The organism is Colwellia demingiae (assembly GCF_007954275.1).
Classification (GTDB): domain Bacteria; phylum Pseudomonadota; class Gammaproteobacteria; order Enterobacterales; family Alteromonadaceae; genus Colwellia; species Colwellia demingiae.
Genome location: NZ_VOLT01000007.1, coordinates 184,911 through 207,509, shown reverse-complemented (window position 1 = coordinate 207,509; position 22,599 = coordinate 184,911). Strand labels below are relative to the sequence as shown.

Below are 22,599 nucleotides of genomic sequence, written 5' to 3'. Positions count from 1 at the left end.
TGTCAAAGAACATTACACGCCATTACAAAAACGATGACATCGATAAAAGATTGAGTAAAACAAATGAATTTTTTAGGTAGGTTGTGCAATAAAAATGACACTACATTACGAAAATAAAATATTGATAATTTTAATACGAAATTATTGACAAAAAAATAAAAATACAATAAGCAACCATTTAACAGTAACTTATTAGAGGGAAAAATAGTGAAAAAGCAAATATATAGCAGTATTAAATAGACTGTAATTGGCTGTCATGGTTTAAGGCGCACCTAGTCTATAAATTTGTACCCAGCTTTGAAGGGAACTAAATCCTTCTTCACATAAATTACTTTTACTACATACATCACACATATATCACAAAAATAAATAGGAAATATCATGAACAAATATATTAAAGTTTTATCTATGGTACTAGCGTTAACGAGCAGTGTTTATTTACCTAGCGCTTTTGCAGCGAGCACTACGAGTTCTACCGAGATGTTAATTACGCTTGCAGAAACCGACCCAGTGTTAGTTGACCGATTAAATGACATTGCCTTAAATGATCCAAAACTACTCAAGAAAATATTAAAATTGGCAGGTTCAGACGCGACTCAGTTAGAAAGATTATTAGATTTAGCTGAGTCAGATCCTGAGACATTTGAAAAACTAGTAACTATTAATAGTGTTGAAACAACCCAAGAATTAAAAATAAAAGAACCTATGTACTCAACATTTGGGGCTATTCAAGATGGTGGCGTTAAACGACAAAATTAGCTTGAACAGCGTGTTCCATTATCATATTTAACCATTAACTGCTGAAACTCATATTCTGCGCATAAGCTATCGAACCAAGGAAGGTTAAACCAAACAACACCAACATTATTCTTTAATGCAGCTTTCACATGATGCACCGCCGAAGCTTCTTCTTTCAGCAAGCTGTAAACAATGGCTGAGCTATAAGATACCTCACCATTTTCAGGTGCTAAGGCTTGCGCTTTACTTAATGCTTCGATAGCCCGATTAGCTTGACTTAACTGCCCGTAAGCCTGCGCTAGATATGTTAAATATTTGACTTCATTTTTGCCAGTCAAAATGGCTACTACTTGTTGATAATGAGAGTTCGCTGATTCCTCATCCCCCAGGATCATTTCAATATCAGCTAAATTTAATAAATTTATTGGCTGTTTTGGGTTTTGCTTTAAAGCTTTTCGCGCAAGTTCAAGTGACTTAATATATTGCTTATTTAAGCCATAAGCTAAACTTAAATTACTTATATCTTTTCCTTTATTTAAATCAGTAACTATTTTTTCATAGGCCGTAATCGCTAATTCAAGCCGGCCTTGACGTAACCAAACGCTAGCTAGTAACTGCTGTGCGCTATAGTCTCCAGGGACAATCTTTAATATTTCACTGATTGAATTTTCTGCTTTAATTAAGTCACCCATACGCCAATAACTAAAAGCTATGTTATATAATAAATTTGAACTGGGTCGTAACTTGAAAGCATTAGCATAGGAATTGGCAGCTTTTTTATATTGCCCTGTATTAAAAAACATAAAAGCCTCAAGACTTAAAACAGTTAGGTCATCAGCACCTCTTTTTTTCGCCTCTTCCAATTGGAGTCTTGCTTCTATCATGTCTCCTCTATCTGAAGCTAACCAAAATCGGTCTATAGCTGCAAATACACTGTAACGATACTCTGGCGGTGAGTTTTGTAATAAAACATCTAGCTGCTGAAAATACTTTTTATTTTTTGAATCCAAATATAAATCCAATGCAGTATCACGATATAAACCATAAGCTGCATATAAGTACGGTGAGTGCGTTAACAGCGCTTCTAGTTTAGTCAAACTCTCGTCACTATAATTACCATGGCCTTTAATTTGGCTGTATAACTCGATGTAGTCTCGGTAATCATCTTCATTAATGGGTCGTTGTACTAAACCTGATTGATTAACCTCTAAGTGCTCAGGAAAAAGCGAAGCGAATTGCGTTTGGCTGGTGCTAAAAATGGCGTTAAAGTCATCTATCGGTGCTAACCAGTTTTTTTCAGACTTTACCGCTAATATATCATTATTATTTGCGTTAGCGACTAAACGTGAAAAACTTACTTTACAGCGACTATTATCACACTCTAATGAAATTGAAATAATATCTGATGCACCCACTGCTTGCTTAAGCTTATTCAAATCATCAGGGTGCTCTTTGGTTATGGAATTCACTTCTCGATTCGAGATTAAATACATATTTTTAGTATTTATTACCGCTTGTCGCAGCGCATCTTCCACCGCTGAAATAACTAAATTTTGCTGCATTGGTGCTATTAAGGGACTATCTGATAAGGTCGGCTTTAAAATAACCACTTGTTTAGTTTCAACTTTTTGGGTGTTGTTAAACCAAAAAGCTAAGAGTACAGCGAGAAAAATCAAACCTAAACTAGCGATTATATTAAAGGGCTGCTTAACCCAATGCGTTGTTGGATTCTCCAATGCTAGTAAGTTTTGATTACTTTGGCTATTCAGATGATTTTGTTGAATTGGAGCAGTATTTTCAGCATGAGCATAGCCATTACTGATTACATTAGATAAGGGAAAACCACTTAAAGGTAGTGTAGCTTGTTCACTTATTTCAGCTTGCAATAGCGCCGTTCTAATATGCTTTAAACGATTTTCTATGGCTTCAGCGGTTAATGTTCGTTGCTCAAGCGGTTTAATTAACATTTCCATTAACAAATCAGTTAATGCGCTAGGTGCATTTAGCATTAAATTTTTGGCATGTTCCGGTGTATGTTCACAAATTCTTTTAGCAACGTCTGTCGCGGAGCCGCCATTATTACCGTAAGCAAACGGATGGCTACCCACCATTAATTGATAAGCAATAATACCAAATGAGAAAATATCACTACGATAATCTACCGCCTGAAGCTTTATTTGTTCTGGTGACATAAAAAGTAAACTACCAAACTGCAGCGGATTGTTACTTGCTGTCTGTTCACTATTTTGGCTTTCATTACTCGCCAATAAAGCAATGCCAAAGTCAGTGATTTTTAACTGACCTTGCTCATTCACTAAGATATTACTGGGTTTTAAATCACAATGAATAACATCATTTTTATGTGCAGCAGCTAACCCTGCAGAAAGTTGCTGTAATAAATCGAGTTTCTGTACCAGCGTGGTATAGGCTTCTTGTTGAAACTGCGTCAGTGTTTTACTGTTGAAATACTCCATAACCAAGGAGATATGATCACCTTCATCATGGACATTATAAATTTGAATAATATTAGAATGGTTCACACGTGCTAATAACCGTGCTTCTTTGAGAGCGTGATTAACCTCATCATCTTTAGGCTGGTAGGTTAATTCTTTAATGGCAACTTGTCGTTGTAATTGGTTGTCTTGGGCTAGGTAAACTTTACCCATACCACCTTCACCCAACAATCGTTCACGGCTGTAATGAGGTAACTTGTTATCCATGTAATACCGTAAGGGATACTTTATCTTGTCCGCGATTAACGATCAGTTCATTGCCTTTATATATACGATAAAAAACACCTGCAAAGCGTATTTTTTTACCTTTGCGCTCAATTAACTCATCACCATCGCAAGCACCATCGAACATATCTCGAAATTGCTGTTTAGCGCGGCAAACATGTGTGTTGAATAATGTGATATCACACCCTAACTCTTTGGTTAGTGTTTCTGGTAAGCGCCAGCCTTGGTTATCGGCATCGATACCCTGTTTAGCATCTTCATCACGATGTCTCGCTAAACTCAATGTTAAGTAGTGATGTGCTTTATTAGCTAAGCAAAATTTTTCATCATCAGTTGTTACTGTCAATTCGGTATTTTCTTCATCTAAACTTAAGTTAAAGCGATATTTTATTTGATCAACCGATAACTTAGCTTTAGCCATTAGCACGGTATTTTCAGTTAAAGGAATTAATTTAAGCTGCCACTTTTGATTATTGAAAAATAATAAATCTGAATTGGCGACAGGGTAAGCACTGCCGTCGGTATCAATAAGGAATTCTTTATACCACTGGTCTTTACTCGGTACATAAAATAAAGCAATCTCAGGGTTCTGCTCCGAAGGAAGTAAATTACCATCAGCCAAAACAATCGGTGATTCTGTCACGCAATCACCCGGTTGGGTAATCGGCAGTAACATATTTTGCGGTGGTCTCAGATCTTGTATCTCAAAGCCATGGCTTTCACCTGAAGCAAAAAACACTTTATCCCCCACCTTAAGTTTATGCGGGTTATCTTTGACTAATTTTTGATTATTTACCCAAGTACCATTATTACTTAAATCTCGAATAAGCCATTGGTTATTACTCCATTCAACAACCGCATGAATGCGAGAAACTTCTTGAGCATTAATGACAGTATCAACATTAGTTGGTGAACGACCAAAACAATGACAAGCATTTAAATAACTTAACGCTTCGTTTTTATTATTTAGATTTAAAATAGCAGCCATATGATTATCATTGATACGTTAAGTAATTACGGAGATGCAAAATGCATAGGTTATATGATTGTATATAAATACAAGAGACTCTTCTAGTGGGATGATAAGTTATATTCTGGCGAGGAAAACATGGTGTAAAGCGACTATTTACTAATATTCATCTAAAATACAATAGATTAGCTAAATAAAAATATTAACTCTGTAACATACGGAAACAAATTGAAATAAAAAACAGGTTAAAAAGACCTAGTAAGTAACTAAAACGGCTCAAACCGCTTGTTTTAAACGCTAAAGCAATAAGATAAAGATTACTTTTAGTATAAAAAACTAGCTAAGCGATTGTTATTATTAATAACAACATACACTAGCAGAGACTGCACAGCTCAACTTTAAAACAGTCATTTATATTTAGTTATTATTATTAGCAGTCAAGCGAACAAAATTAATACCTACATCAATATTTTTGACTACTTTCCTGTTACAATTGCGCCATCTCAGTAGTAACTTTATATTGACTTTATCATGGCTAAAAAAGAACTCACCATAAGAGAAAAAACCATCTTCGACGGTATTTTCACAAAATATTTCTTAAAATTCGTTTTCACTCTGTGGTTTAAACTTGCGGGATGGAAACTTTGTAAAACTGCACCTGAAGGTGCTGGTGTTGCGATTGCTGCACCACATACCTCAAACTGGGATTTTGTTTACGCCCTAGGTGCCGCCATTTTACAAGATGTAAAAATTTACTTTTCGGTAAAAGACAGCTTATGTCGAGTGCCAGTATTAGGCACTTGGATGATGTATCTAGGCGCGATACCTATTAATCGCTCTGCAAAAGGCGTAGGCCAAGTTGAGCAGATAAAACAATTTATTAATAGCCAAAAATTAAATCGGGTATTTTTCCTGTTTACTCCTGAAGGCACCCGTGGCCCAGTACCTAAATGGAAGTCGGGCTTTTACCATGTAGCTCAAGGTTGTGACTTACCTATTTTTTTAGCTAAGGTTGATTACTTAAGCAAAGAAGCTGGGGTTTTTCACACTTTTAAGTTAACTGAAGATAGAAGCAGTGACATAAAAGCAATCCAAGCTTCATATGAATGCATTCAAGGTAAATTCCCGTTAGATCAATATCCTGCATACAAGGGCTGTATGCCAAAAATATCTGAAGCTGAAGCCAAGATAATCAAAGCACTGTATTCCTTTAAAGGGGTCGCCACTAAGCTTGAGATTACCACCAAAGCAAAACTAGGCGAGTTATCAACGACAATGCTAGATTATTTAATTGATAAAGGTCTGTTAGAAAGAAATGCAAGCAGCGATAAAAATGGCGAGCCTAGCTATCAATTGACCTTTGCAGGTCGCGGCTGTTTCTTACATTTATCACCGAGTGTTTAATTTACCTTTATTAAAGCTAAGCGTTAAATAACTGAAACCAGAATTAAATAAAAAGGCCCAGTTTATCCACTTCACATGGGATAAACTGGGCCTTTAATTTTATTCACACCTAAGTAATTTGGCTATAGATAAGTAAAGCTTAACTCGCTTATTCACTGACAGCTTTTACAAATACTACACTCGATAATGGCGGTACAATAAAGCCTTTTGCCGTTACTTTACTTTGTTTAACTACCTCATCACTTCCCTTTTTCTGGATTGGATGTAATTGATATCCTGGAGTGCTGGTAGAGTTTAAGCCAGAATTAAAGTCCTCTTTAAAGGTATAGTTAAACACCTGTGTTTTATCACTGGTATTGAAGATAACGATTAAACTTTGATATTTACTATCAACTGCTTCGCCCTGTGTATCATCAATTTTCATCACTAATAAACCAGTCTGTTGCTGTGATATTTTACCATCATCCTGCTTGGATACTGCAGCATTAAGAAAGCTCACTTTATCAATAATGCTCTGTTCAGTGGTTAACCTAAATAATGGACTACTCATTCGTATTGCTAACATGTCGATAAAAGCGTTACTACTTCGCTGAATTTGCTTAGCATTGACATGATCACGACCTTGGTGACCAGCCAGTACTTGTTTTATTAACGGCCAGTTAGCTTGATCTTTTTCTGCTGGTGGTAGCCCAACATTATAGAAGTTATCCTGCTTAGAAAAATCAACACGATTGAACCAGTCACCGTAATCATAACTGTCCCTAAGAAATGACTTAGAACGCATAAACTCTGAGCCCATGTGAATAAAAGGAATACCTTGAGCGAATAAAGCGAAAGATAAGCTTTGTAAATGCATCCGCACCCTATCTTCTGTTGAAACATCAAACGGTAAGCGGTATTGACTGTTATCCCAAAGCGTTTGATTATCATGTTTGGAAACATAGTTGATAGTGTCTGCCGGATCTAACGCATATCCTGTTGGCTGGTCGCCATAAGGGATATCTTTGCCTAATACTTTTTTGCCATTACTTTCGCCGTCATCACTTTCACCGCCAAGGGTTCTTAAAGGGAAGTTATGTAAATTACCGGCTAAGCCAATACGTAATTGGTCCATGCGCAGCATATATTCTGTTTGAAGCTGTGCTTGGTTTTGTTTTTCATTGGCCTCTTTATCATTGGGAAACGTTAATAGACCATTACCAACGCCTTGAGAATCTCGGGTATTATTACCACCACCACGAACAGCATCACGTAATCTATCTGAGAATGTCCCTATTTCGCTACCACCTAATTCTAACTGGCTGGCTTGAACAAATTGACTATTACTCGCCACTTCACCAAAGTTCCAACCTTCACCGTAAAAGTAAGTATCGTGGTCTACTTGGCGCACGGCTTCTCTTGCAGCCAACATGGCATCCTTTGGTTGATGTCCCATTAAGTCAAAGCGAAAACCATCGATTTTATAATCACGAGCCCAAACCAATAACGAGTCTGTCATTAGTTTTGCCATCATTACACGCTCTGTCGCGGTATTATCACAACAAGTAGATTGTTCAATGGCGCCGGTTATAGGGTCTAATCGATGATAATAAGTAGGCACTATTTTATCTAATACGGCATTAGGCTCTAATCCTGCTTGGTGAGTATGGTTATAAACCACATCCATAATCACTCTAAAGCCCATACCATGTAGGCTTTGAACCATTTCTCTAAATTCTACTAAGCGTGAAACACCTTTAGCATCAACGGCGTAACTTCCTTCAGGCACTGTGTAATGAAAAGGGTCATAACCCCAATTGTAGTTATCAACTTCACGTAACTCACTGACTAACTGCTGTGCTTGCTCTCCTGCAACCGCATAGCTCTGTAATAATGACTTTATTGACTGTTTTTCATCGTAAGATTGCTGACATATACTCGTATCTGGTGTAATTGCACAAACTTTAGCCAAGTTATCATCTATATCAAGGTGTTTACTGTCATCTTCATTAACTGTAGCTATATCAAAAGTAGGTAATAAATGAATGTTATTTAACCCCGCAACTTGCAGCGCTTTTAAATGCTGTATGCCATCAGAATTTTTCTCGCTGAAGGCTTTATATTTCCCTTTAAATTTAGGATTACTAAGCTGCTTTTCATTAGCACTAAAATCACGAATATGTGTTTCATAGAATACATTATCTTCGACATTTTTCACGGTAGGTATTTGCTGAGTAAGCCAGTGTTCTGGTTGAGTAACCGCATCATTCAAATCAACAACCTGTGAGTACTCGCTATTAACAGATAGGCTTAAAGAGTAAGGGTCGGTAACTGATAAGGATTCGATTTCTTTTGATACAGGATGATAAACATCAAGCTGATACTTATAATAAGCGTAACTCGCTTGGTTATCTGATATTACCTGCCAAATACCTGTATTAGTATCTTCTACCATATCAAGCTTGCCACTTGAGGTAGCTTGTAAGTTGTTATCAAAAAGCTGCACAGAAACAGCTTGTGCTGTTGGTGCCCACAACTTAAAGCTAACAGCAGTGCTAGCGCCCTCGCCTTCTTGGTGATTAATTATTTTGGCGCCTAAATCAGTCACTTCATCGGCATCATTTTCGCCCTGAGTATAAAGTGAATCAATTACCGCCCCTATTTGCACGTAAGCAATTTTTTTGGCTTGCTTACTTGTATTAAGGGCAGGCTCAACGTTTGTATCAATAGTCGCATCGAGAGCAACCACCATAACTTGTTGTTTTAACCAACGTTTACTTTGAGCTGGTGTTAATTGCACTTCAAATGCTTGAAAGTCGGTTAAATGTGGAAACTTTATAGCTACTTTTTCAGGGAAGGTAACTGGCAATAAATCAATAGCATTAAAACCGACTGAATTTTTGCTAAGTAATTGGTATTGATATTTATTAACTGATTTTGGCAGTACCAATATCTTTGTGGTTAACCAATGAGCAGAGGTATCACTAGGTAAGTTATCTAGGTCGGTTGATTTAAAGGTACTTGCCTTAATAACATTGGTCTTGGCTACTATACCCATGCCTTGCTTATCTAGCTGAGAAGATTCACTTGTTTCACCACAAGCACTCACTAATAAACTGGCAGAAAGCGCAATATAAACTGCACGGTTAGGACTTGAGATAGAGTGACAAAAAGAATACATTTTCATAATAAACGAGTCGTTAAAATTGTTATGGATATTAACTTACTCGTTCAGAGATCAGATCAACACTAGTTTTCCCCTGTTACATACGTATTCAATATCAAGACGATTAATTCTCGATTCGGCTAACGAGGATATACTGATGTATCAAGCCAAGTCTTCAATGACGACTCCCCTATTTCATTAAGGTAATCTTTAGCAAAACAATTATCCAAGCTATAAACAGAATAATTACGGTCAAAGGTTATCAGGTAAGATAAAGATCTCCCCCTCTTGAAGAATAGGCTTATTGATATACTCAACAGGCCTATTTTTATTACCTATATAATCAACTTCCAAAATATCATCAAGATCAACTTATCCGAGTAGAAATTTAAGGTATGACTGCTACAGCTGGCACTACCGAATGGACTATTTAGGTACTATATAGTTAACCAGAACCGGACAACAGCCGAAAAATACAGCGCCCGTTCAAGCAGCTGCTCTATTATTTAAATACTCCCTTAATAGTCAAACAAACTTGCTGATGTCAGGGTAACAAGTAAAATAAGCCTTAGAATTTTGCTAAAAGAGAAACACTTTCCTTTTATTGTTTGTTAGTTTCTCCTTTAACCTAATGACTTGTTTGTTTTTGAAACAATCGTTGCATACGTATTCAATGAGTTTGGAGGACTAAGCTACGCTCTGAATACGTATGCAACCACTATCCATCAGTAATTTGCCCCTTTATATTAAAGTTGTTCACAAATAATAACCAATTAACACATGTGACCGCATAACTGCATACATAAAACACAAACATATAATTATTAGGCTAAACGGAAGTTAGCTTATAAAATTAATCACGGATGGCTAGGGGAGAATATTCAATGCTACATTTTAAACCAAGCAAAATGACGTTAGCTTTACTTTCAAGTGGCTTAATGGCATTAAGCACTGCAAGTTTTGCTGCAGAAGAAGCCAAAGCTGCAGGAAAAAACGCAGAAGAAGAAGTTGAAGTAATTCAAGTAACAGGTATTCGTGGTGCTTTACAAAGAGCACAAGCGATTAAAATGAGCTCAAATTCAATTGTTGAAGTTCTTTCTGCTGAAGATATAGGTAAATTACCCGATACCAGTGTTGCCGAATCATTAGCTCGCCTTCCTGGTGTAACGGGTGAACGTCGTAACGGTCGTACTAGTGGTCTATCAGTACGTGGTTTCAATGAAAACTATATTGGTACTTCATTAAACGGTCGTGAATTACTCGGTATGGGTGATAACCGTGGCGTAGAGTTTGATTTATACCCAACTGAAATAGTATCTAACATCGTAGTATATAAAACACCTGAAGCCGGTCTTATCGCGCAAGGCATTGGTGGTACTATTGATTTACAAACTGTTAGTCCATTAAATTCAGATGCTTCGATGACACTTAATGCTGTTTACGAACAAAATGAAAAAGATTCGGCTAACCCAGATTATGATAACAACGGTCATCGTTTATCGTTCAACTTTGTCGATCAATTTATGGACGATACCTTAGGTCTTGCTTTTGTTGTTTCTAATCAAGAAACACCTCGTCAAGAAGAGAACTTCCGTGGTTGGGGTTATGCTGATGTTGGTTATGCAAGTTGTGATGATAATGGTGAAAACTGTGTAAAAAAACAAGATTTAAGCGGTAATGACATAGATCCTGCTACAAAAGTTTTGGGTGGCCATGATTCATTTGCCCGCTCTGCTTTGATGGAACGTAGTTCAGTCGCTGCAATTATTGAATATGAGCCAAATAATCAACTTAGCGTTAAATTCGATGCCTTATACATAGACTTTAATGAAAGTGATGTTCGCCGTGGCCTTGAAGAAGGTGGCCCGGTATGGGGTGGTGTCAACTACGATGTTGCGTCAATTGAAAATGGTTTAGTTACTTCAGGTCAATGGGATGGTTACCATTCAGTTGTTCGTAATGATGCCAGAACACAAGAGTCTGAACTGACTACCTTTGGCTTAAATGTTGAATATGCCTTAAATGATAATTGGTCAACCGTGTTAGATATATCAACGGGTGATGTTGATAAATCAATCATCGATTTAGAGAGCTACTCAGGTACTGGCCGTGCTGGCGTAGATGGACGACCATCAGCGGCTCGTTCATGGGATATGACTTCAACAGGCGTTATGTATAGCGCTCATCCAACACTTCCAGGCGTTGATTATACTGATGAAAGCCTGATGCGTCTTGCAGGTCCTCAATCATGGGGTGCACCTGTTATTGGTAGTGATGCACAAGATGGTTTTGTTAACCGTCCTGTATTCGAAGAAGAACTAGACAGTATTCGCTTTGAAGTTAACGGTGTAGTTGAATACAGTATTATTAGTGGCATCAGCATGGGAGTTAACTACTCTGAACGTAGTAAAAGCAAAATTAATGAAGGTGATTACCTAACATCTCCAGAATACCCAGGTGCAGGAGCTATTCCTGATGTTTTAGGTGTTGCAGATTTAAGCTTCATTGGCATTGATGGTGTTCTTGCCTATGACAGTTTAGGTTTATACAAAAGTGGTTATTACACTGCGACAGAAGCTTCTTTAGTGCAAACTGACCGCTTAGGTGATACCTATACCGTTGATGAAGAAACATTAACGTTATACGCAAAACTTGATTTTGAGGCTGATTTTGCTGGCATCTACATGACAGGTAACTTTGGTATTCAATACATTGACGTTGACCAATCTTCAACAGGTTTTTCAACGGTTGAAAATGCACAAGCTTATGTAGTATCAACACCAGTAAGTGGCGGTGCTTCATACTCAGATGTGTTACCAACACTAAACTTGAATTTTGAAATTGCTGAAAATCAATTTATTCGTACTGGTTTATCAAAAGTCCAAAGTCGTCCTCGTATGGATGATATGCGTCCTAATGCACGTGCTACTTTTGCTTATAATGATAATCAAATTCAAAGTTCAAACCCACAAAATGGTCCTTGGACTGGCAGTGCCGGTAACCCGATGTTAGAGCCTTTAACAGCAAACCAGTTTGATCTTTCTTACGAAAATTACTTTGCTGAAGATGGTTATTTTGCAGCAACCTTTTTCTATAAAGATTTAACTAACTGGCATAGAACTTCAGATGCACTAACTGATTTTTCTGATGTGTATATCCCTGAGATACATAAAGATTCTAATGGTGATGCTCCTGCAACGTTGAATGGTTTTGTTAGTACCACCACTGATGGTTTCGAAGGTTTCGTTCGTGGTTACGAATTACAAGCCAGTGTCCCATTACGTGTAATGCATGACTCTTTAGAAGGTTTTGGTTTAGTCATAAGTGGAACATTCCTAGATGGTAAACTTAGTGATGGTGGTAAAGTGCCTGGACTTTCTGAAGAAAGTTACTCATTAACCGCTTACTATGAAAGAAATGGCTTCGAAGTTCGTATTGCCGGTACAAAACGTGATGAATTCTTAACTGAAACACGCGGAGGCAGCCTTGCTTTGGAAGCAACTGATGATTTAGGTGCCGAAATTTGGGATGCTCAAATCAGTTATGACTTCGATGAATCTGGCATTAAATTACTACAAGGGTTACGTGTTTCATTCCAAGCTCAGAACATTACCGACGAAAAGACTATTCAAGCTGAAGCAAATGATGGAAGACAAATTACTTCTTATCAATCATTTGGCGCTAACTACTCGTTAGGTCTTAACTACTCGTTCTAGTAAGGTTTAGTTAACATAAAACCTGTCAGTGTACTGACAGGTTTTTTTTTAAGTGACTTTTGCAATATAAAGCGGCTAATGTAGTACAAAATTCATTTGATTTAATCGCACATTTTTTATAAGAGAATCTCAATCATGAATAGTCCAATTAAAAAAGTAGTGGTATTAGGCGGCGGCACTTCGGGATGGATTTCTGCAGCGTTATTGAAAAAAATACTCGGTTCAGCTATTCAGCTTGAGTTGGTTGAGTCTGATGATATTGGCACTATTGGTGTTGGCGAAGCGACCATTCCACCGATCAAACACTTAAACAATGTTTTGGGCATAAACGAAGCAGAATTTTTACGTGAAACAAAAGCAACCATAAAGCTTGGTATTAATTTTGAAAACTGGAAAAGCCAGGGACACAGCTATTTACATAGTTTTGGTGCGGCAGGAAAAAGCTTAGCTTTTTGTCATTTTCATCACCTATTAAAGCGCGCCAATCAATTAGAAGATGACAGCCATTTATGGCAATACGATTTGAATTATTTGTGTGCTAAAGCAGGTAAGTTTGCCCAAATAAAAAGTAAAGACCCTATCATTGAATTACCTTACGCCTATCATTTTGACGCTGGTCTTTATGCAAAATTTTTACGTAAATTTAGTGAGAAACTGGGCGTCATTAGAACAGAAGGTTTAGTAGAACACGTTGAACAGTGCCCTAACTCTGGACATATTAAATCTCTTAAATTGAAAAATGGACAAACCGTTACCGGTGATTTATTTATCGACTGCTCTGGTTTTAGAGGTTTGCTTATTCAAGAAAAACTTCGTACTGGCTATGAAGATTGGAGTCATTTACTACAATGTGACCGAGCAATTGCGGTACCTTCAGAACGATTAGAAAAAACCTTACCTTATACACGTTCTATTGCTCATGCTGCGGGCTGGCAGTGGCGGATTCCTCTACAACACCGTAATGGTAATGGCATAGTTTACAGCAGTAGTCATTGTAGCGAGCAGCAAGCGATGGATACCTTAATGGGAAACTTAGACAGTAAAGCCATTGCTGATCCTAAAGTTATTAAGTTTCAAACCGGTCGACGTTACAAGCAGTGGAACAAAAATGTTATCGCTATTGGTCTATCAAGTGGTTTTTTAGAACCGCTTGAGTCCACCAGTATTCACCTTGTGCAATCTGCGGTTGTCCGCTTAGCACACCTGTTTCCTCATCAGGGTATTGATAGCAGTCTAGTCGATGAATTCAACAAGCAATCAGCCACTGAGTTTGAACAAATTAGAGACTTCTTAGTACTGCATTATCATGCGACAGAGCGCACAGACAGTGATTTTTGGCAAGATATGCGTCATATGAAAATTCCGGACAGTCTCGCCCATAAAATAGAAATATTTAAGCAAAGTGGTCGATTATTTAGAGAACAAAATGACTTATTCACCGACAGCTCATGGCTGCAAGTTATGTTAGGGCAAGGTATCGTTCCGCAAGATTATCATCCCATTGCCAATACAATGTCTGATGAAAAACTAGCTGAGATGCTGAGAAAGGTGAAAGAAATAAAGCAAGCGCCTATCGATAAACTGCCCAGTCATGATGAGTTTTTGAAAATATTTTGTCGTCAATAAATGGAAGAGGTGCTAATGATTCCTTAGCACCTCTTCGTTCAGTTCAGTTCAGTCAGCTCAAATTTTATACCGTCAATGTGATTTTTCCTACCGCTTTACCTGAAGCAAGGCGATCGTGAGCTTTTGCTACGTCCCAAATTGAAAAATCACTTTCATCAATAATAGGCGTGATTTTCCCAGCATCTACCAGCGTTGCAATTTCAGTAAGAATACGCCCATGTGATGCATGGTTAATATCATGGCATAATGGAATAAGCACCAAAACGCTGTGGAATGACAAACTTTTCAGAGCAACTTGTAGTGGATCCGCAATAGGTAAAATAGTCGCTACATGACCGTTGAATTTAACGGCTTCAAATGATTTTTCAATATTATCTCCTGCAACGGTATCAAATATTTTATCAAAACCAACACCACCGGTGTGAGCCTTTACGTAGTCTGAAACTGACGCAGTCTTATAATCAACTAAGTTGTCTGCACCCAGTGCTTTTGCTAACGCTTCATTAGCAGGAGAATAAGTTGAAGTAACATTGGCACCCAATACTTTGGCTAACTGAACCGCAATATGACCAACGCCACCCGTAGCGCCATGAATCAAAACATTATCACCTTGCTGCACATTCATTTTATCAACAAGCGCTTCATAAGAAGTAATTGCTACTAATGGTAGAGCCGCCGCCTGTTTCATCGTTAGCGTTTTAGGCTTATTAGCCATCAATCGTACATCAACTAACATAAATTCAGCTAATGCACCGTCAACGCCGTTAATACCGCCAGCCATGCCGTAAACTTCATCACCAATGTTAAAGTCAGTAACACCTTCTCCAATTTCACTCACAATACCTGCAACATCACCGTGAAGAATTTCTGGTAAGTTGTTTGACCAAGGCAGTTCAACTGAACGCAGCATAGTATCAATTGGATTTACACTGGTTGCTTTTACTTCTACTACCATATGGCCTGCTTTAACTATTGGTTTTGCTTTTTCAACAAGTTGGAATACTTCAGTAGACCCGATTTCTTTGATGATCATTGCTTTCATATATTTCTCTCTTTAATTGTCTATTTGGTTACGTGCGTGTTGGTGTTGCTACGAGTTTGCCTGTTCGTTTCAATGTGGCTATTTTAAACCTTGCCAATTGGACAAACCATAACCTAGGCTGCAAATCACATTTGCCTTTTGAGCAACGCGAAGTTAAAGTAAGAACAATATAAATAGTCCTATGTAACAGCCATTATGAGTTCACTGAATCGGTTACTCTATTTCAACAGTGTTGTCGAAACCGGCAGTATTTCCCAAACCAGTAGAATTTTTGATGTGCAGCCCTCCTCAATTTCCAGGCAACTAGCTGTACTCGAACAAGAACTCGGCGTACGACTGCTAAATAAAACCACTAGAAATACTGGTTTAACTGAAGCTGGGCATAAATATTACGAATACTCTCAACGGATCGTCTCAGAATTTGATGAAGCCAAAAGAGTTGTTAATGACTTACAAGAAGTGCCAAAGGGTAAGCTTAATATAAGCATGACAGTCGGCTTTGGCGAAAGTGTTGTACTGCCACTGATCTCGAATTTTATTGCGCTGTACCCTAATATTGATATCGAATTAGAGCTAACTGAGCGGGTTGTTGATCTTGTAGAAGAGAATATAGATGTAGCCATTCGAAGCGGTCGCTTACCCGATTCAACCATGATAGCAAGGCAACTAACGTTAAATAATTTCCTCTTATGTGCAAGTCCTCATTACTTAATTAACAATGGCACGCCCCTCTCTCCTGAAGATTTAAAAGATCATCAATGTATCCGATACAATTATTCTCGATGGAAAGATTGGTTTTTAATGACTGATGAAAAAACAAAACTGTCCCTTAACAAAGCCATTTCTGTTAACTCTGTTAATGGCCAAAAACAACTTGTTCTCAATAATACTGGACTCGCTTTAATTCCTTTATGGGCCGTCAAAAATGAACTAGAAGATGGCTCGCTAGTTCAAGTCATGCCTGAATATACTTTCAGCCCTTATGAAGAGTTGAGTGCCACCTATGCCATCTACTTAAAACGAGATCTGATTTCACCAAAGACACGGGTTTTCTTAGATTTTTTAGTAGAAAATATCGCAAATGCTGAAAGATAGTAGCCTTTGCTAAATGGTATTATCTTTTATTGGTAACGTGTATGAAAACCGCACGGTTAACGTATCGTTCTTCATAACTTGTACCCCCTATTTGAGAGTTTTCTTTGATAATTTCTGAACTGTTTTTGATAATTACCTTCGTTTTTATTGTGGTGCTTATTACCGGCTCGATTGTGTATAGCACTGTAAGGTTAGGGATATCGCCTATGCCAAGCTCAAATAAAGCCTACCTTGCCATGATGCAGCTAGTTGATGAAACAGGTACAGGTAATATTGTTGATTTGGGTAGCGGCTGGGGTAACTTTGTCATCCGTATCGCCAAAAAATATCCGCAAAGACAAATAGTAGGATACGAACTATCCTTTCTGCCTTGGCTCATGTCGACATTTCTTAAAAAAGTATTGGGCTTAAAAAACCTAACTTTACATCGACAAAATTTTTATCAGGCAGATCTTTCTAAGACATCAGTATTAGTGTGCTATTTGTTCCCTGAGGCTATGAATAAAATTAGTAATAAACTACTAGAAGAACAGTCTGACGTTCGCTTTGTTATTAGTAATAATTTTGCGCTGCCAGCGTGGCAACCCTTTAAAAAAATACAACTTAATGACTTTTATAAGTCTCCAGTTTATTTATACCAAATTAGCAAAGTAGACACGTAATAAAGTAATAATGAGGGATGTGCATTGAAAAGATTCTCTATGATATAAAATCAATCCCTACCAAACATGAGCAAACGTGACCAAAAAAACTCAATAACAACCTCATATTTTATAGATGTACTATTACTCAGTAGTACTTTTCCTCAGAAATATTTGTCTAGCCGTAATTTTAACAAATAATTAATTTTCGTCGATTCATGCTCACCGCTAACCTCATTAGAACCTTACTTTAGCTATAAATTAAGAAGTACTATCATGAACTCTGTGAATAAAAAACAAACAATGTATTGCAATACTGGCTGGAATGAGTTCAAATAGCCATACCGACTAACTAGTCAGTCTAATTTTTTAATATTTACTGTACCTATCAAAAACTAGGTCTACAAGTGAATATATCAAGCTACTTGAACAATGGAGTTACCGATGAATATGTCAGAAAAAATGAATACGGATATGCGCGAATTATCAGCCATACTAACTGGTCAAAAACAGGCATACCGCAGTGCTCCTAACTCGTCAGCTAAAGAGCGGATTGCACAGTTATCAGCATTAAAAAGTGCCCTACTTTCTTTTCAAGACGACTTGGTCAACGCACTTAATGAAGATTACGGACAACGTCCCGCACAAGATAGTTTAATAGCCGACATCATGCCTTGTATCGTCAATATTAATTACACCATTAAACGTCTTAAGAAGTGGATGAAACCACAACGTCGTCATGCAGGGCTATTATTAGCGCCAGCTAAAGTTGAAGTGCATTATCAACCTTTAGGCGTAGTAGGTATTATGGTGCCGTGGAACTTTCCTGTGATGTTATCTATTGGTCCGTTAATCACAGCATTAGCAGCTGGCAACAGAGCAATGATTAAATTGTCAGAATTTACCCCGAGTACCAACCAAGTTATTAAGAAAATGTTAAGCAGTATTTTTGAACAAGATACCGTTGCCTGTATTGAAGGTGAAGCCAACATCGCAGCAGAGTTTTCTGGCTTACCCTTTGACCACTTAATTTTTACCGGCTCCACTACGGTTGGTCGTCATGTAATGCGAGCGGCAGCTGACAATCTTACCCCTGTCACTTTGGAGTTGGGTGGAAAGTCTCCGGTTATTATTGCTCCAGACATGCCGATAGATACTGCCGTTGAGCGCTTAATCTTTGGCAAGTGTTTAAATGCCGGACAAATATGCGTGGCACCCGATTATATACTTTGCCCTAAAGATAAGGTCGAAGCCTTTATCAGTAGTTATCAAAAACAATTTCAAGCTATGTATGGCGATAAAAACCAAAGTACAGATTATGCCCATATAATAAACTCAACTCAGCATAATAGATTACTTTCTTGGTTAGATGACGCAGTTAGCAAAGGTGCGAAGGTCGTGCCTGCTAATGGGCAAGAAATTGAAAGAAATTCTCGTGAGCTTGCTACGCAATTAGTCACTGAAACCACCGATGACATGCTAATAATGCAACAAGAGATTTTTGGCCCAATCCTCCCAATCATTAGCTATGAAGATATTTCAGAAACAATTGATTATATTAATCAGCGCGCTCGGCCTTTAGCGCTTTATATTATGAGTTTTGATACAGATACCCAGCAACATTTGTTGAGTCAAACTCACTCTGGTGGTGTTTGTATTAATGAAACAATCTTTCATGTAGCTGCCGATGATGCCCCTTTTGGAGGTATTGGAGACTCTGGTATGGGCCAATATCATGGCAAGGAAGGTTTTTTAACTTTTTCCAAAGCAAAAACAGTTCTGTCTCGAGGTAAGTTAAATATCGGAAAATTAGTGCACCCTCCCTACGGAGGTTTAATACAAAGGTTAATGTTGAAGTTTTTCTTAAGATAATAGAATAGTATTAACGTTAAGTGATACGATAATAGTGTCGTTTTAGCGTATTATAACGGCACTATTTCATAGTAAAATAGTGCCAATATAGAATTATTTTTCAATTCACAAATAAACGTCTCAAACCTTTAGAAAGAGTAAACGCATATATGCCTGTAAATTCAAGCCAGCCTAAAAATAAAAAGCAGCAACTCTTAGATGCCGCGTTAGCCTTGTTTGTGAATCAAGGCATTTATGCTACATCCACCGCATCTATTGCCAAAAAAGCGGGTGTTGCCACTGGCACCCTTTTTCATCATTTCCCTTCAAAAGATGCCTTAGTTCTCGAACTTTATAAAAATATAAAACAAGAATTTGCATTGCAAATAGCGCCATTCGAACTCGATGTAACTCAATTAGAACAACAAGCTAAAGTGATTTGGCAACAAGCAATTGATTGGGCTTTAGCTAATGCTGACCAACAGCAATTTTGCTTACTTGTGATGCAATACCAACCGCTTTCGGCCAATACTAAAGCTCAAATATTTGCTGATGAATTTGGTTTTTTAAAAGAAATAATGCTCTTTGGTCAACAACATCAACTTATCGCTGATTATCCGATAGAGCTAATGTTAGAAAGTGCTCATGGTCAATTCCTAACCAGTAGTCAGTTTTTTATTAACAACACCGAACTCGCACAAGATACTAAATATAGCGAGGCGGCATTTAATCTGTTTTGGAAATCATTCACTAATTAAATGAGTACTGCTAACTATTGATTCAGACGTAACCGTGATTTACTTCGACTTATGATAAAAACACGGCAAGTGTCATAGAATACCCATAATTAGGACATAATTTAAAATACATCCATTAGACTAAACACATTATATACCCGCTCCACTTGAAGATACTCGTTTCAGGAAGTCTGAGCGATTCATAATCAAGACACATTTTTTTATTAAGGGTTATTCCCTTAAAAAGAAATGTAACGCAGAGTATGATTTGCCCAGCCTTCCCCAAGGGGCTGGTTTAGAAACGCTTTATGCTGCGTTATTGATTTCGACAATAGAATAACTATTCCCTTCAATCAATGCCTTGCCTAAAGGCGTTTCTAATTCCAGCTGAATCAAGCATCTTCAAGTGGAACGGGTATAACCTGCAATTCTCCAAGTTTCACAGATTCTATCCCCAAAATAACGACTAAAACTCAGTTAAAAACGACTACCAAGCTTGTGTATCACTATTTTCAATATTTTTACTATAATCAATAACATTCTGTTGTTATGCTGCGACATTATCAGCTACTTTTAAGTAGTATCAATAGTTTCTGCCTGGGTGATGAGTGAAACCATTTTCATAAAATGCTATTCATGTAAATACCGGAGAAATTATCCAACAAATATAGAGTAGAGAACTGCGTGTGATAACGACCCTCAAACCTTTTATCCTATTACTAACAAGTGGCTTTTTGTTAATGTTAGGTTATGGATTAAGCAACATTTTGCTACCGGTGCGTATGCAGAGCGATGGGGTGAGCCTGGATAATATGGGCTTAGTGTTATCTATGTTGTCTGTGGGTTTTTTGCTGGGTGCATATTATAGCCGTATCTTATTACAGCGTGTTGGTCATATAAGAATATTTGCCATGTGCGGTAGTTTAACTTCTGTGGCTATTTTACTGTCGGGCCTTTATCCCGAGCCTTTAATACTCGCGGGTATGAGGATAGTAACCGGTTTTTGTATTGCTTGTACCAATGCCACACTTGATAGTTGGTTAAGTCATAGCGCCACTGAAAAAAATAGAGGGCGCATACTATCCATTAATCAGATGATGATAATGACAGCCTTATTTTCTGGTCAATTTTTATTAAATGTCGCGCCAATTGATGATATTACCCTATTTGTTATCTGCGGCATTTTATTTAGTTTGTCCATTACACCTATCGTTATTAGCAGACAAAAAGGTCCACAAATTGAAGATAGCCCATCAATGTCTTTAATGACTGTGTTCAAACTGTCTCCTTTGGGTGTGGTAAGTAGTTTTTATTGTGGAATTTTGTATGCTGGTTTAATGAATATGTTACCTATTTTTGCCAGTAAAAACGGTATTACAGATTTAGATTTATCCATATTCATGGGATCAGCAATCTCTGGCGCAATTATTTTACAGTTTCCTATTGCCTATTTATCCGATAACTTTGACCGACGAAAAGTCATGCTATTTATGGTAGCAACACTCATTGTACTTTGCTTATCTGTGCCATTACTTATGTCCGAAGATATGTTCAAACTAACCTTATTTGCTATTGCGCTAATCACTGGCTTGGTTGCCTGTCTTTACCCAATGAGTATGTCTGAAACATTTGATACCGTCTTAAAAGAACAAATTTTGGCAGCAATGAGTTCGCTATTATTGATCTACGCATTGGGCAGTATTTTAGGCCCTTATCTTGCTTCTGTAGTGATGAACTCCTTCGGTAGCAGCGCGCTGTTTAGCTTTATGAATGTAGTCGCATTAACCCTATTACTTTTTATCGGTATTCGTATGAAACTACAGCAAGCTTTACCGCTTGATGAGCAAGAAGGTTTTATTATGCAAACCCCCAGTGGCGTAGTATCAGAACTGGATCCTCGTACACAATATGCAGAAGCGCAATTTGAATCAACTGCGGAAGTAGAAGTTGCGATTAGCTTGGCTAATAAAAATCCATCGGCTGCGGTTAATATGGTTAAAGCTCTGGTGCAAAGAGATCCAAACAATGCGTCAAACTTAGCCGCTGCATTGAGTACCATAGAGGCGATAGATATTGGTAAATTATATGCTGCGATAACGTCAGCAGCCCCACAAATGAGTATTCACATTGCTGAAGCATTAACCAATGCCTCTCCTGAGCAAGCGGATCAACTTGTTGATTGGATCACCTCTGAGTATCCCGATCAATTTACTAACATTGTTGTCGCAATTGCTAATGCAATGCCTGATAACGGTATTGATTTAATGGAATTAGCCGCTGAAAATATGGCCGAAGAATACCCTAGTGAACTGCTAGAAATGACCGAAGAATATATGACAAATCTATCGGATTCTTTAGATGCAATGCGTCCAGTCGATAGAGTCGCGGCGGCCTCAGAAAATACGGCAACAGAGCTTTATAATCGTTTAACGGATGTTTCTCCTGAACAGTCGGCAGAACTTGCCTTTACGGTATCGGAATCACTACCTGAATCGTCAAATGATGTTGCCGAAGCCTATGTTCAGAACTTAATCGATAGTGAAAATGAAAGTGAAAATGAAAGTGAGCAAATTTTCTCAGAAGATGCGTTAGAAAATATCGAACATGCCGCAAATAACTATATTAATCACATGGTTGACAATATTCCTGAACATGCTGTCGATGTTGCCAGTACATTCGTTGATTCTTTTCCCGAAGTTGCATCAGATATGCTCGAAATATTACAAGATTCCGATGATATTGAAGACAGCGAGTTAACCACTTCTATTGATGATAAGCCATTACAAAGTATTGTAGAGCAGCAATTACAAGAAGCTATACAGACACAGTCTGATGATATTGAACAAAGCAGTTAAAGCTAATCTATTGTAGAAGTTGGCTTTAATTACCTTGCACG

General features: G+C 37.7%; 13 protein-coding genes. 9 read left to right on the top strand and 4 right to left on the bottom strand.

The window, feature by feature from the left end; translation table 11 throughout:
- The first annotated feature begins 381 nt into the window (after window positions 1-381).
- Entirely contained in the window at window positions 382-759 is a 378-nt protein-coding gene (locus ESZ36_RS14785; protein WP_146789272.1) for a hypothetical protein, read from the top strand.
- Here ESZ36_RS14785 and ESZ36_RS14780 read toward each other — a convergent pair.
- Both ESZ36_RS14780 and ESZ36_RS14775 read right to left on the bottom strand, forming a co-directional pair.
- Window positions 756-3,458: a serine/threonine-protein kinase gene (locus tag ESZ36_RS14780; protein WP_146789271.1), complete on the bottom strand. Its 2,703-nt coding sequence runs from the start codon at window positions 3,456-3,458 to the stop codon at window positions 756-758. The genes ESZ36_RS14785 and ESZ36_RS14780 overlap by 4 nt on opposite strands.
- A complete protein-coding gene (locus ESZ36_RS14775) occupies window positions 3,451-4,464 on the bottom strand; it encodes an FHA domain-containing protein (protein ID WP_146789270.1) in 1,014 nt (337 codons plus the stop codon). Before ESZ36_RS14775 ends, ESZ36_RS14780 begins: the two co-directional genes overlap by 8 nt.
- A gap of 513 nt (window positions 4,465-4,977) precedes the next feature.
- On the opposite strand from ESZ36_RS14775, the gene ESZ36_RS14770 reads away from it, so the two are divergent.
- Entirely contained in the window at window positions 4,978-5,850 is an 873-nt protein-coding gene (locus ESZ36_RS14770) for a lysophospholipid acyltransferase family protein (protein ID WP_146789269.1), read from the top strand.
- A gap of 148 nt (window positions 5,851-5,998) precedes the next feature.
- Here the strand turns inward: ESZ36_RS14770 and pulA are convergent, their stop codons facing one another.
- Window positions 5,999-9,016: a pullulanase-type alpha-1,6-glucosidase gene (gene pulA, locus ESZ36_RS14765; RefSeq protein ID WP_146789268.1), complete on the bottom strand. Its 3,018-nt coding sequence runs from the start codon at window positions 9,014-9,016 to the stop codon at window positions 5,999-6,001.
- A gap of 863 nt (window positions 9,017-9,879) precedes the next feature.
- Here pulA and ESZ36_RS14760 point away from each other — a divergent pair.
- Both ESZ36_RS14760 and ESZ36_RS14755 read left to right on the top strand, forming a co-directional pair.
- Complete coding sequence (locus tag ESZ36_RS14760) at window positions 9,880-12,711, top strand: TonB-dependent receptor (protein WP_146789266.1); 2,832 nt, start codon at window positions 9,880-9,882, stop codon at window positions 12,709-12,711.
- Between the two features lie 135 nt (window positions 12,712-12,846).
- Complete coding sequence (locus tag ESZ36_RS14755; RefSeq protein WP_146789264.1) at window positions 12,847-14,337, top strand: tryptophan halogenase family protein; 1,491 nt, start codon at window positions 12,847-12,849, stop codon at window positions 14,335-14,337.
- Window positions 14,338-14,401: 64 nt separating this feature from the next.
- Here the strand turns inward: ESZ36_RS14755 and ESZ36_RS14750 are convergent, their stop codons facing one another.
- The gene (locus ESZ36_RS14750) at window positions 14,402-15,379 is read right to left on the bottom strand and encodes a zinc-dependent alcohol dehydrogenase family protein (protein WP_146789262.1); all 978 of its coding nucleotides are present in this window, start codon (window positions 15,377-15,379) and stop codon (window positions 14,402-14,404) included.
- 195 nt (window positions 15,380-15,574) lie between these two features.
- Here ESZ36_RS14750 and ESZ36_RS14745 point away from each other — a divergent pair, with 195 nt between their 5' ends.
- The 5 genes from ESZ36_RS14745 to ESZ36_RS14725 all read left to right on the top strand — a co-directional run bounded on the left by ESZ36_RS14745 (window position 15,575) and on the right by ESZ36_RS14725 (window position 22,558).
- Window positions 15,575-16,474: a LysR family transcriptional regulator gene (locus tag ESZ36_RS14745; RefSeq protein WP_146789260.1), complete on the top strand. Its 900-nt coding sequence runs from the start codon at window positions 15,575-15,577 to the stop codon at window positions 16,472-16,474.
- A gap of 206 nt (window positions 16,475-16,680) precedes the next feature.
- The gene (locus ESZ36_RS14740; protein ID WP_146789259.1) at window positions 16,681-17,136 is read left to right on the top strand and encodes a methyltransferase; all 456 of its coding nucleotides are present in this window, start codon (window positions 16,681-16,683) and stop codon (window positions 17,134-17,136) included.
- Between the two features lie 423 nt (window positions 17,137-17,559).
- Window positions 17,560-18,987, top strand: a complete 1,428-nt coding sequence (locus ESZ36_RS14735) for a coniferyl aldehyde dehydrogenase (protein WP_146789257.1) — start codon at window positions 17,560-17,562, stop codon at window positions 18,985-18,987.
- Between the two features lie 149 nt (window positions 18,988-19,136).
- A complete protein-coding gene (locus ESZ36_RS14730) occupies window positions 19,137-19,724 on the top strand; it encodes a TetR/AcrR family transcriptional regulator (RefSeq protein WP_146789255.1) in 588 nt (195 codons plus the stop codon).
- A gap of 665 nt (window positions 19,725-20,389) precedes the next feature.
- Window positions 20,390-22,558 (top strand): MFS transporter, encoded by a 2,169-nt coding sequence (locus ESZ36_RS14725; protein WP_146789253.1) that lies wholly within the window; start codon window positions 20,390-20,392, stop codon window positions 22,556-22,558.
- Window positions 22,559-22,599: the final 41 nt, after the last annotated feature.

Bases quoted from the DNA above. Each gene is read 5' to 3' on its own strand.
- ESZ36_RS14785 (WP_146789272.1), top strand. From the start codon at position 382: ATGAACAAATATATTAAAGTTTTATCTATGGTACTAGCGTTAACGAGC.
- ESZ36_RS14780 (WP_146789271.1), bottom strand. From the start codon at position 3,458: ATGGATAACAAGTTACCTCATTACAGCCGTGAACGATTGTTGGGTGAA.
- ESZ36_RS14775 (WP_146789270.1), bottom strand. From the start codon at position 4,464: ATGGCTGCTATTTTAAATCTAAATAATAAAAACGAAGCGTTAAGTTAT.
- ESZ36_RS14770 (WP_146789269.1), top strand. From the start codon at position 4,978: ATGGCTAAAAAAGAACTCACCATAAGAGAAAAAACCATCTTCGACGGT.
- pulA (WP_146789268.1), bottom strand. From the start codon at position 9,016: ATGAAAATGTATTCTTTTTGTCACTCTATCTCAAGTCCTAACCGTGCA.
- ESZ36_RS14760 (WP_146789266.1), top strand. From the start codon at position 9,880: ATGCTACATTTTAAACCAAGCAAAATGACGTTAGCTTTACTTTCAAGT.
- ESZ36_RS14755 (WP_146789264.1), top strand. From the start codon at position 12,847: ATGAATAGTCCAATTAAAAAAGTAGTGGTATTAGGCGGCGGCACTTCG.
- ESZ36_RS14750 (WP_146789262.1), bottom strand. From the start codon at position 15,379: ATGAAAGCAATGATCATCAAAGAAATCGGGTCTACTGAAGTATTCCAA.
- ESZ36_RS14745 (WP_146789260.1), top strand. From the start codon at position 15,575: ATGAGTTCACTGAATCGGTTACTCTATTTCAACAGTGTTGTCGAAACC.
- ESZ36_RS14740 (WP_146789259.1), top strand. From the start codon at position 16,681: ATGCCAAGCTCAAATAAAGCCTACCTTGCCATGATGCAGCTAGTTGAT.
- ESZ36_RS14735 (WP_146789257.1), top strand. From the start codon at position 17,560: ATGAATATGTCAGAAAAAATGAATACGGATATGCGCGAATTATCAGCC.
- ESZ36_RS14730 (WP_146789255.1), top strand. From the start codon at position 19,137: ATGCCTGTAAATTCAAGCCAGCCTAAAAATAAAAAGCAGCAACTCTTA.